This is a genomic window from Streptomyces sp. NBC_00490 (genome assembly GCF_036013645.1).
In the GTDB taxonomy this organism is placed as follows: Bacteria; Actinomycetota; Actinomycetes; order Streptomycetales; family Streptomycetaceae; genus Streptomyces; species Streptomyces canus_F.
The window spans coordinates 7620908-7636149 of the sequence record NZ_CP107869.1 but is presented as its reverse complement, the minus strand read 5'-3'; the positions used below and the strand labels follow the sequence as shown (position 1 = coordinate 7636149).

The following is a 15242-nucleotide window of genomic DNA, read 5'->3' as shown; positions in this document are numbered from 1 at the left end:
GGGACCGGCGGTACCGCTGAACGAATATCAAGTGCGCTGGTAGCGGCCGAAGAGAAACCCCTCCTCCTCCAGGAGGGACACCAGTGCGAACCGATGCGGAACCGCGACCGACGGCCCTCCGGCGATGCGCTGGGCGTCACCGGCGGTGAGCATCGGGGAGACGGTCAGACAGAGCTCGTCGAGTACTTCGGCGGCCACGAACTGACCGAGCAGCCGCGGGCCGCCCTCGGTCAGCAGCCGGGTGAACCCGAGGTCCGCGAGAGCCCGTACGGCACGGGCGGGCTCCACGCCGACGCCGTCACCGGCGATCACGACCCGGGCGCCCGCCTTCTCCGCGGTCGCGACCCGGTCGGGTGCGGCCGCCGCGCCGGTCAGGATCAGGGTGGGGACGAGGGGGGAGGTGAACAGCGGAAGGGAGAAGTCCAGCTCCAGACTGGCGCTGACGACCGCGATCGCCGGCGCGGGTCCCTGTCCGGCCGCCTCCCGGCGCTCGGCGAACTCGGCACGCGCGCGTGCGGGCCGGTAACCTTCCTGGCGTACCGTTTCCGCGCCGACGACGACCACGTCCGCCAGCGCCCTGAGCGTCCCGAAGATCCGCATGTCGGCCGCGGTGGAGATGGGCTGCGACTTCCCGTCGTGCTGAGCGGCACCGTCGAGCGTCGACACCATGTTCGCCCGCAACCAGGCCACCGGCGCCCCGCCGGTCACGGCCTCGGGATAGGCGTAGGCCTCGGCCAGTTCGTCGAGACTCCATTCCCGGTCGACGAGACCGGCACCGGTCCCACCCAGAGCACGCACCGCTTCGCCCCCCTCTCCGACAGCACCGGACCCGTCTGTCCCGGGTACCCCACCGGAGCCTTCCGTCACAGCACCGTCGGTCCCGGCAGTCCCACCGGCTCCATCACTCCCGGAGCTCTCGACCGCACCCCCCGCCCCCACGTCCCCGGGCCCACCGCCGGAGGCCCTCGTCGCTGTCTGGTCGGTCACAGGGAACAGGCGTCGCATGTCGTGCAGTGTGGCACGGCGCTTAGCATGGGGAACCGTGTCGTCCTCCACCGCCGCCTCCGGGATCAGCCCGATAGCAGACGCGGCCCCGATGTCCCTGTGCTCCCGTGAGCCGCATGTCCCCGCGGACCGGCTCGTCGCCGAGATGGTGCCGCCGCCGCGGTTCGACTCGGTGCGGTTCGGCACGTACATCCCCGACCCGAACCAGCCCAGCCAGTTCGAGGCCGTCCGGGTGCTGGAAGGCTTCGCCGGCGGACTCGGCGGGGCGCATGCCGTCGGCGGCGGGAAACGCGGGCTCTTCGGGTTCGGGAAGGCCAAGGCGCCCAAGGTGCCGGCCGGCCCCCGCGGCGTCTACCTCGACGGCGGCTACGGCGTCGGCAAGACCCATCTGCTCGCCTCCCTCTGGCACGCCACCCCGGCGGAGCCCTCGCTCAAGGCGTTCGGCACCTTCGTCGAGCTGACCAACCTCGTGGGCGCCCTGGGCTTCCAGAAGACGGTCCAGACGCTCTCCGGCCACCGTCTCCTGTGCATCGACGAGTTCGAGCTCGACGACCCGGGCGACACCGTCCTCGTCTCCACGCTGCTCGGCAAGCTCGTCGACGCGGGTGTCGCCCTCGCCGCCACCTCCAACACCCTCCCCGGCAAGCTCGGCGAGGGCCGCTTCGCCGCGGCCGACTTCCTGCGCGAGATCCAGGGGCTCAGCGCCCACTTCCGGCCACTGCGCATCGACGGCGAGGACTACCGCCACCGCGGTCTGCCCGCGGCACCGGCCCCGTACTCCGAGGAACAGGTCACCAAGGCGGCGTACGCCACCGAGGGCTCCTCGCTCGACAGTTTCCCGCAACTCCTCGAGCACCTCGCCCGCGTCCACCCCAGCCGGTACGGCGCGCTGACCGATGGCCTGAAGGCGGTGTGTCTCACCGACGTACAGCCGATTCCGGACCAGTCCACCGCGCTACGGCTCGTCGTCCTCGCGGACCGGCTGTACGACCGTGAGGTTCCGGTCCTCGCATCCGGACAGCCGTTCGATCAGCTGTTCAGCGAGGAGATGCTCAACGGCGGGTACCGCAAGAAGTACTTCCGGGCCATCTCCCGGCTCACCGCGCTGGCCCGCGACGGCAAAGCGCTCGTCACGCCCGCCTAACCGGCGAACTCTCGCAGGTCAAGGGCAGGTTCCCGCCACGGACCTACGCTTTTCAGGCTCTCTTCAGCTCGAAACGTTAAGTTAACCCTGCAAACAACTTTGCAGGGTTAACGTGTTTCTTGACCAGGCATTGACCATGTCTTGGCAAGCACGTGAGCCGTGAATTACCGGGAGGGGGACGCATGTTGCGGGACAAACCGATACGAACCGGGATCTCCACCCCTGCCGTGAGTCCACTCCCGCTCACCCTCTTCGCTATCACGGCACCGTTCGCGACCGCGCACACAGCCAGTGAGGCTTCGACCAGAGCTCTGCCTCACAGATAACGGCAGTACCCCCCACCTGTCATGTACGTCCGACGCGCCGCTGCAGGCGCGCCAGGAGGAGTCACCACATGCAGCCCCTCATCGACAACGCCCGTCTGTTCGGACAGCGCCCTGAGGAGTTCGCCAGACTCGCAGAAGGCCAGTCCCCTCAGGTCCTGTTCATCACCTGCTCCGACTCCAGGGTCGTCCCGGCCCTGATCACGGGCGCCGGCCCCGGCGAGCTCTTCGAGCTGCGCACCGCCGGCAACATCGTCCCGCCGTACACCTCCGAGCTCCCCACCAGTGAGGCGGCCACCATCGAGTACGCCGTGGAAGTGCTCGGCGTCAGCGACATCGTGGTCTGCGGCCACTCGCACTGCGGCGCCGTCGGCGCCCTGGTGCGCGGCGACGACCTGACCGCCGTACCCGCCGTGCGCGACTGGCTCGCGCACGCCGCGCCGCGCCCCTCGGGAGCGTCCGAGGACCCGTGCGTCGCCGAGGGCGTGCAGAGCCACGTCCTGACGCAGCTGCTGCGGCTGCGCTCCTACCCGTTCATCGAGAAGAAGTTGACGGATCGTCAACTCACGCTCCGTGCCTGGTACTACGAGGTCCACACCGGCGCCGTGCGGGAACACCGCGCGGACACCGACACCTTCGAAGCGCTGTGATCGCGATGATGACCAAATACCCCCACCTGCGGCGGGACTTCGCCGCCTCCCTGGTCGTCTTCCTGGTCGCGCTCCCGCTGTGCGTGGGCGTCGCCGTCGCCTCCGGCGTGCCGGCGGAGCTCGGACTTGTCACCGGCATCGTGGGCGGCATCGTCACCGGTCTCATGCGCGGCAGCAGCCTCCAGGTCTCCGGACCGGCGGCGGGCCTGACCGTGCTGGTCTTCGAGGCGGTCCAGGAGTTCGGGCTGCCCGTGCTCGGCGTGATCGTGCTGGCCACGGGCGTGCTCCAGATCCTCATGGGCACCCTGAAGCTGGGCCGCTGGTTCCGGGCCATCTCGGTCTCCGTCGTCGAGGGCATGCTCGCCGGCATCGGCCTCGTACTGATCGCCGGACAGCTGTACGCGATGGCCGACGCCAAGGCACCCGCCTCGGGCCTCGGGAAGATAGCCGGGCTGCCCGGCGCGCTCGTGGACGCCGTCGGGAACACCGGGGCGCTGGCCTCGCTCGGACTCGGTGTCGGCACCATCGCCGTGCTCGTGCTGTGGAAGCGCATGCCGGGGAAGGTGCGCACCGTGCCCGGCCCGCTCGCCGCGGTCGGTCTGGCCACGCTCGCCGCTCTGGCGTTCTCCATGCCGGTGGCGACGGTCGAGGTGCAGGGGCTGCTGGGCTCCATCCAGCCGCCGTCCTTCACCGCCTTCGGTGAGCTCGCGAACATCGGTGTGCTCGCCACGATCGTCGCGTTCACCTTGATCGCGTCCGCCGAGTCGCTGTTCAGCGCGGCGGCCGTGGACCGGATGCACGACGGGCCGCGCACCGCGTACGACAAGGAACTGGTCGCGCAGGGCGCGGGCAACGCGCTCTGCGGTGTCCTCGGCGCGCTGCCGATGACCGCGGTGATCGTGCGCAGTGCGGCGAACGTCCAGGCGGGCGCGAAGACCAAGGCGTCCCGGGTGATGCACGGCGTCTGGCTGCTGCTGTTCGCGGCGCTGTTGCCGGGTGCCCTCGCCTACATCCCGATCCCGGCGCTCGCGGGCATCCTGGTCTACTCCGGAGCCAAGCTGATCCCCGTACGGGAGATCGTGTCGCTGTGGCGCGAGCACCGCGGTGAGGCGCTGATCCTGGTGGTCACGGCCGTGTCGATCGTCGCGGTCAGCATGTTCGAGGGCGTCCTCATCGGCCTCGCGCTGGCCGTCGCCAAGACCGCCTGGGAGGCCTCGCACCTGAAGCTGGAGGTCGTGGACAAGGGCGCCGGCCCCGTCCAGGCGTATCTGTCGGGCAACGCGACCTTCCTGCGGCTGCCGAAGATCCTCGACAGCCTGGAGTCCCTGCCGCAGGACCGCCCGGTGGAGCTGGACCTGTCCGGTCTGCACCACCTGGATCACGCCTGCCGTACGGCCCTGGAGAACTGGGCCGAGCGGCACAGCGCGGTCGGCACGGAGCCGGTGCGGGTCACCGCGCAGTAGGACGCGGCACGCGATCCACCCCGGTGCCTGGTCCGTAGCCTCGGACCAGGCACCGGGCATATCGTTGCAGGAGCGGACAAACAGGCCTCTCAGTGAGGGGGTCGCCATGCTCCAGGAGCTCCTGACCGTGGCCGTGGCAGCCGGTTCCGCCGGCGTGGTCTATGTCGCCGCCGGGGCGCGGGTCGTCAAGCAGTACGAGCGCGGGGTGGTCTTCCGGCTCGGGCGGCTGGCGGACGGCGTGCGGGCGCCCGGGTTCACGATGGTGGTCCCGTTCGTGGACCGGATGCACAAGGTCAACATGCAGATCGTCACGCTGCCGGTCCCGGCCCAGGAGGGCATCACCCGGGACAACGTGACGGTGCGGGTGGACGCGGTCGTCTACTTCCGGGTGGTCGACGCGGCGAGCGCGCTCGTGAAGGTCGAGGACTACAAGTTCGCGGTCTCCCAGATGGCGCAGACGTCCCTGCGCTCGATCATCGGCAAGAGCGAACTGGACGACCTGCTCTCCAACCGCGAGAAGCTCAACGAGGGCCTGGAACTGATGATCGACAGCCCGGCCGTCGGCTGGGGTGTGCAGGTCGACCGCGTGGAGATCAAGGACGTGTCGCTGCCGGACGCGATGAAGCGCTCCATGGCCCGGCAGGCGGAGGCCGACCGCGAGCGCCGCGCCCGGATCATCAACGCGGACGCCGAACTCCAGGCGTCGAAGAAACTCGCCGAGGCCGCGAAGGAGATGTCCGAGCAGCCGGCCGCGCTCCAGCTGCGGTTGCTCCAGACGGTGGTGGCGGTGGCCGCCGAGAAGAACTCCACCCTGGTCCTCCCCTTCCCGGTGGAGCTGCTGCGCTTCCTGGAGAGGGCCCAGGAGCACCCCACCGACAGGTGACACCTCTACGCGCGTGGTTCCCGCAGCCCGCGCCAGGTGATAGACACAGCGGCGTCACATCCTGTCCGCCAGCAGGAAGGTTGCTGCTCCATGTCCGCAACACGACGTCAGGTGCTCGTCCGCTCCGGCGCCTTGGGGGCGGGAATCGCCTTCACCGGCGCCCTCTCCGAACTCTTCACGGGCACCGCCGCCGCTCAGAACCTCGGCCACACCGGCTACGGCCCGCTCGTCCCCGACCCGAACGGCCTGCTCGATCTGCCGGAAGGTTTCCGCTACCGGGTCCTCTCCCGTGAGGGCGACCAGCTCCGCTCCGGTGAGGGCCAGGTCCCCTCCAACCACGACGGCATGTCCGCCTTCGCCGGCAGACACGGCCGCGTCCATCTGGTCCGCAACCACGAGAACCGCGTCACCGGCAGAATCCCCGTCCCGACGATCGACGGCCTCACCTACGACCCGATGGGCAAGGGCGGCTGTACGGCCCTCACGCTCGACGGCCGCAACAAGGTCCTGTCCGAGCGGGTCGCCATCGCCGGCACCGCCGTCAACTGCGCGGGCGGGCCCACCCCTTGGGGCACCTGGCTGACCTGCGAGGAGACCGAGGACAAGGCCGGCACCAACGGCTACACCAAGGACCACGGCTTCATCTTCGAGGTCGACGGCGCCGACCCGCGCCGCTCCGGAGCGGTCCCGCTGACCGCGATGGGCCGCTTCCAGCACGAGGCGATCGCCGTCGACCCCCAGCGCGGCATCGTCTACGAGACCGAGGACGCCTTCCTCAAGCCGTTCGGCCTCTTCTACCGCTTCCTGCCGAACAAGCCGCTGGGCGGTCTGGGTTCGCTGCGCGCGGGCGGAAAGCTCCAGGCGATGCGCGTGCCCGGCGTACCGGACCTGTCCTCGATCCAGGAGACGGGCGCGTGCTTCGAGGGCGTCGAGTGGGTCGACGTACCGGACCCGCTGGCCACCCAGACCCCCATCCGCCTCCAGGACTTCGGCCCGAAGGGCATCACGCACGCGCAGAAGCTGGAGGGCTGCTACTGGGGCGGCCGGTGCGTGTACTTCGTGTCGTCCTTCGCCCACAGCGCGGAGGGCTCGGCCGCGGACCACTTCGGCCAGATCTGGCGCTACGACCCGTCGTCGCGCCGTCTGACCCTGGTGATCGTCTTCGGCCCGGACACCGACGTCCAGCTGCCCGGCGAGTCCCCCGACAACATCTGCCTCGCCCCCAGCGGCGGCCTGATGGTCTGCGAGGACGGCAACGGCGCACAGCACGTGTACGGCGTCACGCGCCGGGGCGAGGTGTACGCGATGGCCCGCAACGCCCAGAACATCGGGACGCCCGAGGCACCGGAGTGGGGCGAGTTCGCGGGGGTCACCTTCTCCCCCGACGGCGACACGATGTACGTCAACTGCTACACGCCCGGGACGACGTTCGCGGTGACGGGGCCCTGGCGCAGGTAGGACCCCGTGCCGGGAGGCGGGCCCCGCCTCCCGGCGCGTGAGCGTCAGCAATCCGGGATGTGCCCGATTCATCCCGTTATGTTCATACGGTGATCATTCGAGTACGACAAGTAGCTGCCGTCTGCGCACTCGGCGCCGCCCTCACCGCCTGCACCGCCGCCCCCGAGGCACCCCGCGCCACCCGTCCGGCCCCCTCCGCCCCCGCCGCGCCCTCCCGGCCCCCGACCCTCGCCCCGGGCCCCGCCGGGCTCACGACCGTTTTCAAGAACGGCCCCCGCACGCACGGCAGGACGGTCGCGCTCACCTTCGACGCCGACATGACCGCGGACCAGGGGCCCCGGGCCGCGGCCGGCGAGCACTTCGACAATCCGCGGCTCATCGCGGCCCTGCGGGCGCTGAAGGTGCCGGCCACCGTGTTCATGACGGGGCGGTGGGCCGAGGAGTACCCGACGCAGGCGCGGTCGATCGGACGGGACCCGCTCTTCGAGGTGGCGAACCACTCGTACAGCCACTACGCCTTCACCGGCGACTGCTACGGGCTGCCGACGGTCCCGCGGGACCGCATGCGGGCCGACGTCGAGCACGCGTACACCGCCTTCCGGAAGGCGGGCGTCCCGGACGCGCGGCCCTACTTCCGCTTCCCCGGCGGCTGCTACGACCGCGAGGCCCTCAAGGCGCTCACCCCGGCCGGTGTCACCGTCGTGCAGTGGGACGTGGTCAGCGGGGACGCCTTCGCGACGGACGCGGACGCCGTGGCCCGGCAGGTGCTGGACGGGGTCCGGCCCGGTTCCGTGGTCGTCATGCACTGCACCCGCAGCGCCGCCCCGACGACCGAGCGGGCCGTCCGGACGATCGTGCCGGAGCTGCGGGCCAAGGGGTACCGGTTCGTGAAGGTGTCCGAGTTGATCGGGGCGGGCGGCGGTCGGCACTGACCGTCCTACGCTGGGGGTATGAGCGAGGACTACTGCACGATCAGCGCGGCGCCGAAGCCACCCGTCGCCGACGGTCCGCCGTACGCGGAGTGCGTGCTGTGCCGGAAGCCGACGGAGCACCCGGAGTCGTACAAGGGGATCACGATGTGCCCGGTGTGCGAGTGGCAGGAAGCCCAGCGGACCGCCTGTTCAGGGTGAGCGGCGGGACGTCAGCACGCAGGCCACGGCGGTCGCGCCCGCGGTGAGCAGGGCGGCCGCGGCCAGGGGCAGCAGCGGCAGTGGGACCGTGCCCTCACGGGAGCCGGTGACCAGGCCCTGGACCGCCGCCTGGGCCGGGGAACCGGTCGTCACCATCGTCAGCAGGGCCGCGAGCAGCATCGTGGGGACCGCCCGCCCCGGCGAGCGCAGCAGCGGCCAGGTGGTGAGCGCGCCGACGGCCGTGCCGAGCAGGGCGCAGGCGAGGGCGGCGATCAGCCCGGCCGCACCGGCAGCCCATCGTGGCACCGGCATCTGGTGGTCGGCGCTCACCGGATCGCTGATCAGCGTCACGACGAGAGTCGCCACCGCCCCGAGCGCCGCCGCGGCGGCGAGTGCCACCAGCAGGGAGGCGAGGTGCGCCCGCGCGGGTCCGACCGCCGCGGACACACAGGCGCGGGCCGCGGGCGGCTCGTTGGACACGCAGATCCGCACCAGCCAGGCCGCGACGGGCAGCAGCGCGGCGGCCGCGTACCCGAGCGAGTCGAGGATCGGCTGGCCGCTCTGCACGCCGATGCCCAGGAACGCGACGTACAGGATGAACGGCGGCAGCCAGCGCTGGGAGCGTACGAGCAGGGCGGCCTGGTAGCGGAGCAGAGCGGTCATCGGCCGCCTTCCTGTGTCTCGTGGCTCACGCTCACCACGTGCCACGGCGGTCGGGCCGCCAGCAGGGTGCGGAGCAGCACGTCCGAGTGGGACGCGGGGACGGCGAGCCGGTAGGTGCCCGGTTCCGTCTCCTGGGCGGTGGCGACGGTCCGGAGCGCGTCCGCGGGCAGCCGGCCGCCGGCCGGGCCCTGGGCCACGACGGTCACCTGCGGGCCGGTGGGTGCGGTGTCTTGTGCCGTACGACGGTGGAGGCCGCCCCCGTGCACGGCGTACGTCGCGTCGGGCACCCCCGCCAGCCGGCCCGGGTCGTGGTCGACGAACACCACCGCCCCGCCCGCCGCGGTGCGCTCGGCGACCGCGCGCTCCAGTTCCGCCCGGGCGTCCGCGTCGAGGCCGGTCCATGCCTCGTCCAGGACGAGCAACTCCGGTTCGGCGAGGAGGGCCTGGGCGACGGCGACCTTCTGGCTGCTGCCCTTGGAGAGCTGGGCCATGGGAGTGCGGGCGTAGGGGGTGGCGCCGAAACGCTCCAGGGTGTCGGCCGCGGCTCGCTCCGCCGAGGCTCGGGTGAGGCCGTGGATCGTGGCCAGGTGCGTCAGGTAGCCGAGGGCGGTGAAGGGGAGGGCCGACGGGAAGCGTTCGGGGACGTAGGCGGTGCGGGGGCGGCCTGTGATGCGGCCCTCCGAGGGGGCGTCGAGGCGGGCGAGTACGCGGAGGAGCGTGGATTTGCCGGTACCGTTCGGGCCTTCTATGCGGGTGAGGGTGCCGGGGGCGAGGGTGAGGTGGATGCCTCGTAAGACCCAGGGGCCGCGAAGGCCGTAGCGGCGGCCCACGTTGTCCAGCTGTAGATCGCGTTCCATGGTGGTCATGATGTCGTGTGGCGGCCAAGGGTTGTTTGTGGCTGGTCGCGCCCACGCGGCGGCAGCCGCAAATCGACACAGCCCCGCGCCCCTTAAGGTTGGCTGGTGTGAGCCTTGATTCGACGCCGCCCAGCGATAGTCCTTTCCAGCACTCGGCCACTGCCCGTGATCAGGCGCCGCAGTACGTGCTGCCGCTGGTGGTACGGATCGAGCGCGCCTCTCCCCCTGCCCGTACCGACGCCCTCGAGACCGCCGCACGTGCCGTTCTCGTCATGCTCAGCGATGAACGCTCCCTCGGGGACGGCCAGTGGGCCCAAGTCATGCGGGACTGGCAGGACGCGCGTATCCGGAAGGTCGTGCGGCGGGCCCGTGGGGGTGAGTGGCGGAAGGCCGAGGCGCTGCCCGGGATCACGGTGACCGGGAAGTCCGCGGAGGTGCGGGTGTTTCCGCCGGTGCCGTTGGACGGGTGGCCCAAGGAGTTGGCCAAGCTCCAGGTGTCCGGCACCGACCTCGACGACCCCGAGCCGCCGGTGGACGCCGATCCCGGTGTCCCCGTGCTGTGGATGAGCCCGGACGTCGACATGTCGGCCGGGAAGGCGATGGCTCAGGCCGGGCACGGGGCTCAACTCGCCTGGTGGGAGCTGTCGGAGGAGGAGCGGGCCGGTTGGCGGGACGCCGGGTTCCCGGTCGCCGTGCGGACCCCCGGACGGGACCGGTGGCGTGAACTCGTCGACAGCGGCCTGCCGTTGGTGCGGGACGCCGGGTTCACCGAGATCGCCCCGGGCTCGTGCACGGTCGTCGCCGACCATCCGGCGCTGCGGTGACGCGGCTCGACGGCAGGGTCGAACGGGGCAACCGCACCCGGCAGTCGGTGCTGCGCCGCACCGTCGACATCGCCTCCGTGGAGGGTCTCGAGGCGCTGTCGGTGGGACGGCTCGCGACCGATCTGCAGTTGAGCAAGAGCGGGGTGTTCGCCCTGTTCGGCTCCAAGCAGGAGCTGCAGCTGGCCACGGTGCGGGAGGCCTCGCGGGTGTTCGTCGCGGAGGTCGTGGAGCCCGCTGCGAAGGCCCCGGCGGGGATCGGGCGGGTGTGGCGGCTGTGCGAGGCGTGGCTGGAGTACTCGGAGGGGCGGGTCTTTCCCGGCGGCTGCTTCTTCTACGGCGTGATGGCCGAGTTCGACGCCCGGGAGGGGGCCGTGCACGATGCCCTGGTCCGGGCCCAGCGGGACTGGGGCGCTCATGTGGAGGGCCGCGTCGAGGAGGCTCGGGCGGCGGGCGAGCTGCGTGCCGACACCGATGCCGGGCAGCTCGCCTTCGAGCTGATCGCCCTCATGGAGTCGGCGAACGCGCTGTCCGTGCTGCACGGGGAGAACGTCGCCTACCGACGGGCGCGGGTGGGAATCGCGGCGCGGCTGCGGGCGGTGGCGGTGGACGTCGCTTGGGTACCCCAAGCGGGCTGAGGGCAGGGGGCGTTGGTTACACGCCACTCGGCATCGACCCATCGAAAACAAGTAGCACGATCGTTCGGTTACTTTTACTGTTGGCCCCCTGCGGGCCTACGCCCCGGACCTGACCACCGAGGAGCATCGATGGACGTCGTGGAACTCGACCGGATCGCCGTGCACGAGGCCCTGCGGGTGGTGGAGCTCGCGCAGGACGGGGACTGGGAGCGGGACAGTCCCTGCGCCGGGTGGACGCTGCGGCGGCTGGTGGCACACATGGCCGCGCAGCACCGCGGGTTCGCGGCCGCCGCGCGGGGTGCGGGCGGCGATCCGGCGTACTGGACGGAGCCGGCGGACATGCGCGAGCCGGCCAAGGTGCACCGGGCTGCCGCGACGGATCTCCTCGGGGCGTTCGCCGAACCGGGCGCCGTGGAGCGGGAGTTCACTCTTCCCGAGCTGGGCGGGACGTTCCCCGGGCGGCTCGCGATCGGCTTCCACTTCATCGACTACGTGGTGCACGCCTGGGATGTGGCCGCCACGCTGGGTGTCGGTCTCGAGCTGCCCGACGAGGTCCTGACGGCGGCCCTGGCCGTGGCCCGGTTCGTCCCGGCCGATCCGGAGGGGCGGGGTCCGGGGTTCGCGTTCGCCGCGACGCTGGACGTGCCGCCGGGCGCCGGGCCGCTGGAGGAGACGCTCCGGTTGCTGGGGCGGTCACCGGAGTGGGTGAGCGGGCCGCCCGTTTGAACGGGCCGCCGCCGCGTTGCGTACCTCCTGGCACGGGTGGCCGGAACCTCAAATGTTCCTCTGAACGACCGGGTGAGGGGATTCGGGGCCGGACACCGGGGCCATACCCCCGTCACGCCGGAAACAACGAGCCGTCGAAGGGGACGACACAGCGGATCCAGGTGGAGCGGAGAGTCGGCCGGAGGAGGGGACGGGGACGATGGAGCGACTGGGTACGGGAATCGGATGGCGGCCGGAGATCGCGGACGCCGTGGAGCGCATGCCGGGGATCGACTGGGTCGAGGCCGTGGCGGAGAACGTCTGCCCCGGGCACCTCCCCGAATCGCTGCTGCGGCTGCGTGAGCGCGGGGTGACCGTCGTCCCGCACGGCGTCTCCCTCGGGCTCGGCGGCGCGGACCGGCCCGACGAGGACCGGCTGACGGCCCTCGCCGAGCGTGCCACGGCCCTTGGCTCACCGCTGGTCACCGAGCACATCGCGTTCGTCCGGGCGGGCGGACCCCTGACGGCCTCACCGCGCCTGGAGGCGGGCCACCTGCTGCCGGTGCCCCGCACCCGCGACGCGCTCGACGTGCTGTGCGAGAACGTCCGTATCGTTCAGGCAGCGCTGCCGGTGCCGCTCGCCGTCGAGAACATCGCCGCGCTGATCTCCTGGCCGGGCGAGGAGATGACGGAGGGGCAGTTCCTGTACGAGCTGGCCGACCGCACAGGCGTACGGCTGCTGATCGACGTCGCGAACCTCCACACCAACCACGTCAACCGCGGCGAGGACCCCGCCGAGGCCCTCGCCGACCTCCCCCTGGAGGCCATCGCCTACGTCCACGTGGCGGGCGGCTTCGAACGCGACGGCGTCTGGCACGACAGCCACGCCCACCCCGTCCCCCGCCCGGTCCTCGACATCCTCACCGACCTCGCCTCCCGCGTCTCCCCGCCGGGGGTCCTGCTGGAACGGGACGAGAACTTCCCCGAGCCGAGCGAGCTGGAGGGGGAACTGACGGCGATCCGGGGCGCCCTGGAGAAGGGGCGCGAGCAGGCCGGGGGGAGCTCGGAGGAGAGCGGCGGGGAGTCGGTGACAGTCGCCGCGGGGCGGGCCACGAAGACAGGCCCCGACACCGCTGCCGACACCCCCCTCGACACGGCTGCCGCCGTCTCCGCCACCGCCCCCGCCCGTCAGCGCCTCGCCCTCGCCCAGACCGCTCTGCTCTCCGCGCTCGTCGCCGGGACGCCGGTGCCCGAGGGGTTCGACCGGGTGCGGGTCGGGGTGCAGGCGCGGGCGCTCGCCGGGAAGCGGGCGGACGTCGTGGCGAAGGTCGCGCCCGAGCTGCCGGTGATTCTCGGGGCGGGGTACCGCGCGGCGTTCCTCGGGTACGCCCACGGGCACCCGATGGGCGCCGGCTACCGGCGGGACGCGCTGGACTTCGCCGGGTACCTCCTCGACTCCGGCCTGCCGGAGGACCCGCACGCCCGGGCCGGGCTGCGGGAGTGGTGGCTGGAGCGGTCGGGCACGCGGCCGCGGTCCCACCGGCCCACCGTACGGCTGGCACGGGCGACGCGGCGGGTGCTGCTGCGACGGTGACCGGCCGCCGTCGGCGCCGACACCGCGGCCGAGTGTGCCGGGACTAACACCCGCGCTTCGACACATCTCCCACACACTCGGTTAGCCCCTCTTTGCTGCCATATACCCCCATCTCTCCCTTCACCATTCGCCCCCGGTGTCCGGGATGCAACCATTCGCTCCTGTACGGCAGTTGGTGCGGACCGCGCAGTAACATGCCAATCCCGCACTCGAAATCCCACCAACGTGCGGTGCCGTGACAGGAGGCACCATGCGACCGCGACCCCCCGTCAAAGGCCGAGGAATTCTCAGCGGCACGGGGCTCATCATCACCGGTCTGACAGCGACCCTGGTGGCGCTGATCTTCCCGATCTGGTCGTACGCCGACCGGTCGGGAACCGCAGCCGACGTACTCAACGCCGAGAGCGTGTCGACGCAGTACGGACCGCTGTCCGCTCTCGACCGGGAGTTCGTCACGAAGGTCCGGCTGGCCGGGCTGTGGGAGCTGCCCGCCGGCCAGCAGGCGCAGCAGAAGGGCACGACCCAGGCCGTACGGACGGCCGGACAGCACCTCGTCGAGGGGCACACCTTCCTGGACCAGCGGGTCCGTGATGTCGCCTCGCAGCTGGGCCTGGCGCTTCCCGACGAGCCGAACGACCAGCAGAAGGGGTGGCTCGCCACCCTGAACGCGGCCCAAGGCGTCGAGTACGACCGTGATTTCGCCAACATCCTGCGTCTGGCGCACGGGAAGGTCTTCTCCGTCGTCGCCCAGGTCCGCGCGAGCACCCGCAACTCCCTGGTCCGCAACCTCGCCGACGACGCCAACACCACCGTCCTGGACCACATCAAGATCCTGGAGGCCACGGGCTACGTCGACTTCGACGCCCTGGCCCAGGACATGGCCGCCGGCAGCACACCCCCACTCACCAACTCCCCGGCCCCACCCGCCTTCACCGCGGCCCCGACCCCGGCCGCCCCGGTGACCCCGAGCTACTCGCTGCCCCCGCCCGCCACCAGCCCACCTCCGCGCGAGCCCTAATCGGAACGTCACATACCGGCAAACACTTGTCCGGATTGTGAACAAGGCATGGCGCAGTCCAGACCATCTCGCATAGAACAGCGTCATGTTCTGGGTCCTTCTCCTGCTGCTGGCCTGGGCCGCCGCCGGAACCGCGTGCACCCGGTTGTGCCTGGCCGCCGTGCACGCCGCGGCCGACGACGCGGACGCGGGTCACGGACACGACCTCACGCTGTACGAGGCGGCGTTCCTGTCCGGCGGCCCACGCCGGGTCGCCGACCTCACCCTCGTCTCCATGGCCCGCCAGCGCCGGCTGCTGCTCGCGCACACGGGCTGGGCGACGGTCGTCGATCCGCGCGGCCGGGACGAGATCGAACGCTCCGTCATAGGGGCGATCGGGCCGCAGGGGCAGTCCCGTATCGCCCCGGTCCGGGACGCCGCCGCCACCGCGGCCCCGGTACGCGGTCTCGCCGACCGTCTCGTCCGCGCCGGCCTCGCCGTGCCCGACGGGGCGCGCACGACGGTCGCGGCCGCGGTCCGCCAGGTGCGGATCGCCGCGGTCGTCGTCCTCGCGCTGGGCGCGACCGCGCTGCTGACGCCCGCCCCGTCGGACGTACCGCGCCATCTGATCGCCCTCTGGTTCGCGCTCCCCCTCGCACTGACCCTGAGCTGCCTGGCCATCGCCCGTGTCGAGGTGCACCCGTACTCGCGCTGGGCCTCCCCGGCGGGCCAGCGGCTCCTCGGCGCCCTGCCCCGGCGTGCCGCCGGCGGCGACGACCGTACGTACCTCACCACGGTCGCCGTACGAGGCGTCAGCGCGGTCGGCGAACCGGACCTGCGCGCGGCCTTCGCCGACCGCGAGCACTGGCGCGCCGGGCACTCCAGGGGCGCATAGGGGGCATTGGCGCCGA

The 15242-nt window shown here is 71.9% G+C and carries 16 protein-coding genes; 13 read left to right on the top strand and 3 right to left on the bottom strand.

The window, feature by feature from the left end; genetic code table 11:
* Window positions 1-27: 27 nt before the first annotated feature.
* Window positions 28-798, bottom strand: a complete 771-nt coding sequence (locus OG381_RS34960) for a pyrimidine reductase family protein (RefSeq protein ID WP_327719988.1) — start codon at window positions 796-798, stop codon at window positions 28-30.
* A 244-nt stretch (window positions 799-1042) separates the two neighbouring features.
* Between OG381_RS34960 and zapE the strand changes: the two genes are divergently transcribed.
* The 7 genes from zapE to OG381_RS34925 all read left to right on the top strand — a co-directional run bounded on the left by zapE (window position 1043) and on the right by OG381_RS34925 (window position 8056).
* Complete coding sequence (zapE, locus tag OG381_RS34955; RefSeq protein ID WP_327719987.1) at window positions 1043-2149, top strand: cell division protein ZapE; 1107 nt, start codon at window positions 1043-1045, stop codon at window positions 2147-2149.
* A 394-nt stretch (window positions 2150-2543) separates the two neighbouring features.
* Window positions 2544-3122, top strand: a complete 579-nt coding sequence (locus tag OG381_RS34950; protein ID WP_327719986.1) for a carbonic anhydrase — start codon at window positions 2544-2546, stop codon at window positions 3120-3122.
* A 5-nt stretch (window positions 3123-3127) separates the two neighbouring features.
* Window positions 3128-4585, top strand: a complete 1458-nt coding sequence (locus tag OG381_RS34945) for a SulP family inorganic anion transporter (protein ID WP_327719985.1) — start codon at window positions 3128-3130, stop codon at window positions 4583-4585.
* Between the two features lie 106 nt (window positions 4586-4691).
* Window positions 4692-5468: a slipin family protein gene (locus OG381_RS34940; RefSeq protein WP_327719984.1), complete on the top strand. Its 777-nt coding sequence runs from the start codon at window positions 4692-4694 to the stop codon at window positions 5466-5468.
* Window positions 5469-5558: 90 nt separating this feature from the next.
* Window positions 5559-6926 carry a PhoX family protein gene (locus OG381_RS34935; protein ID WP_327719983.1) on the top strand — a complete coding sequence of 456 codons (1368 nt, stop codon included), beginning with the start codon at window positions 5559-5561 and terminating at the stop codon, window positions 6924-6926.
* An 89-nt stretch (window positions 6927-7015) separates the two neighbouring features.
* The gene (locus OG381_RS34930; protein WP_327719982.1) at window positions 7016-7858 is read left to right on the top strand and encodes a polysaccharide deacetylase family protein; all 843 of its coding nucleotides are present in this window, start codon (window positions 7016-7018) and stop codon (window positions 7856-7858) included.
* 18 nt (window positions 7859-7876) lie between these two features.
* On the top strand, window positions 7877-8056 hold the full coding sequence (locus tag OG381_RS34925; RefSeq protein ID WP_327719981.1) for a hypothetical protein: 180 nt from the start codon (window positions 7877-7879) through the stop codon (window positions 8054-8056).
* Here the strand turns inward: OG381_RS34925 and OG381_RS34920 are convergent.
* On the bottom strand, window positions 8048-8719 hold the full coding sequence (locus tag OG381_RS34920; RefSeq protein WP_327719980.1) for an ABC transporter: 672 nt from the start codon (window positions 8717-8719) through the stop codon (window positions 8048-8050). The genes OG381_RS34925 and OG381_RS34920 overlap by 9 nt on opposite strands.
* The gene (locus OG381_RS34915) at window positions 8716-9576 is read right to left on the bottom strand and encodes an ABC transporter ATP-binding protein (RefSeq protein WP_327719979.1); all 861 of its coding nucleotides are present in this window, start codon (window positions 9574-9576) and stop codon (window positions 8716-8718) included. The genes OG381_RS34920 and OG381_RS34915 overlap by 4 nt, the downstream gene beginning before the upstream one ends.
* 107 nt (window positions 9577-9683) lie before the next feature.
* On the opposite strand from OG381_RS34915, the gene OG381_RS34910 reads away from it, so the two are divergent.
* From OG381_RS34910 to OG381_RS34885, 6 genes are all read left to right on the top strand, one after another.
* Window positions 9684-10400 carry an aminoacyl-tRNA hydrolase gene (locus OG381_RS34910; RefSeq protein ID WP_327719978.1) on the top strand — a complete coding sequence of 239 codons (717 nt, stop codon included), beginning with the start codon at window positions 9684-9686 and terminating at the stop codon, window positions 10398-10400.
* Window positions 10397-11035 (top strand): TetR/AcrR family transcriptional regulator, encoded by a 639-nt coding sequence (locus tag OG381_RS34905; protein ID WP_327719977.1) that lies wholly within the window; start codon window positions 10397-10399, stop codon window positions 11033-11035. Before OG381_RS34910 ends, OG381_RS34905 begins: the two co-directional genes overlap by 4 nt.
* A 129-nt stretch (window positions 11036-11164) precedes the next feature.
* The gene (locus OG381_RS34900) at window positions 11165-11761 is read left to right on the top strand and encodes a TIGR03086 family metal-binding protein (protein WP_327719976.1); all 597 of its coding nucleotides are present in this window, start codon (window positions 11165-11167) and stop codon (window positions 11759-11761) included.
* 199 nt (window positions 11762-11960) lie between these two features.
* On the top strand, window positions 11961-13334 hold the full coding sequence (locus OG381_RS34895; protein WP_327719975.1) for a DUF692 domain-containing protein: 1374 nt from the start codon (window positions 11961-11963) through the stop codon (window positions 13332-13334).
* Between the two features lie 250 nt (window positions 13335-13584).
* Window positions 13585-14352 carry a DUF4142 domain-containing protein gene (locus OG381_RS34890; protein WP_327719974.1) on the top strand — a complete coding sequence of 256 codons (768 nt, stop codon included), beginning with the start codon at window positions 13585-13587 and terminating at the stop codon, window positions 14350-14352.
* 85 nt (window positions 14353-14437) lie between these two features.
* Window positions 14438-15226, top strand: a complete 789-nt coding sequence (locus OG381_RS34885) for a TIGR04222 domain-containing membrane protein (protein WP_327719973.1) — start codon at window positions 14438-14440, stop codon at window positions 15224-15226.
* Window positions 15227-15242 lie beyond the last annotated feature (16 nt).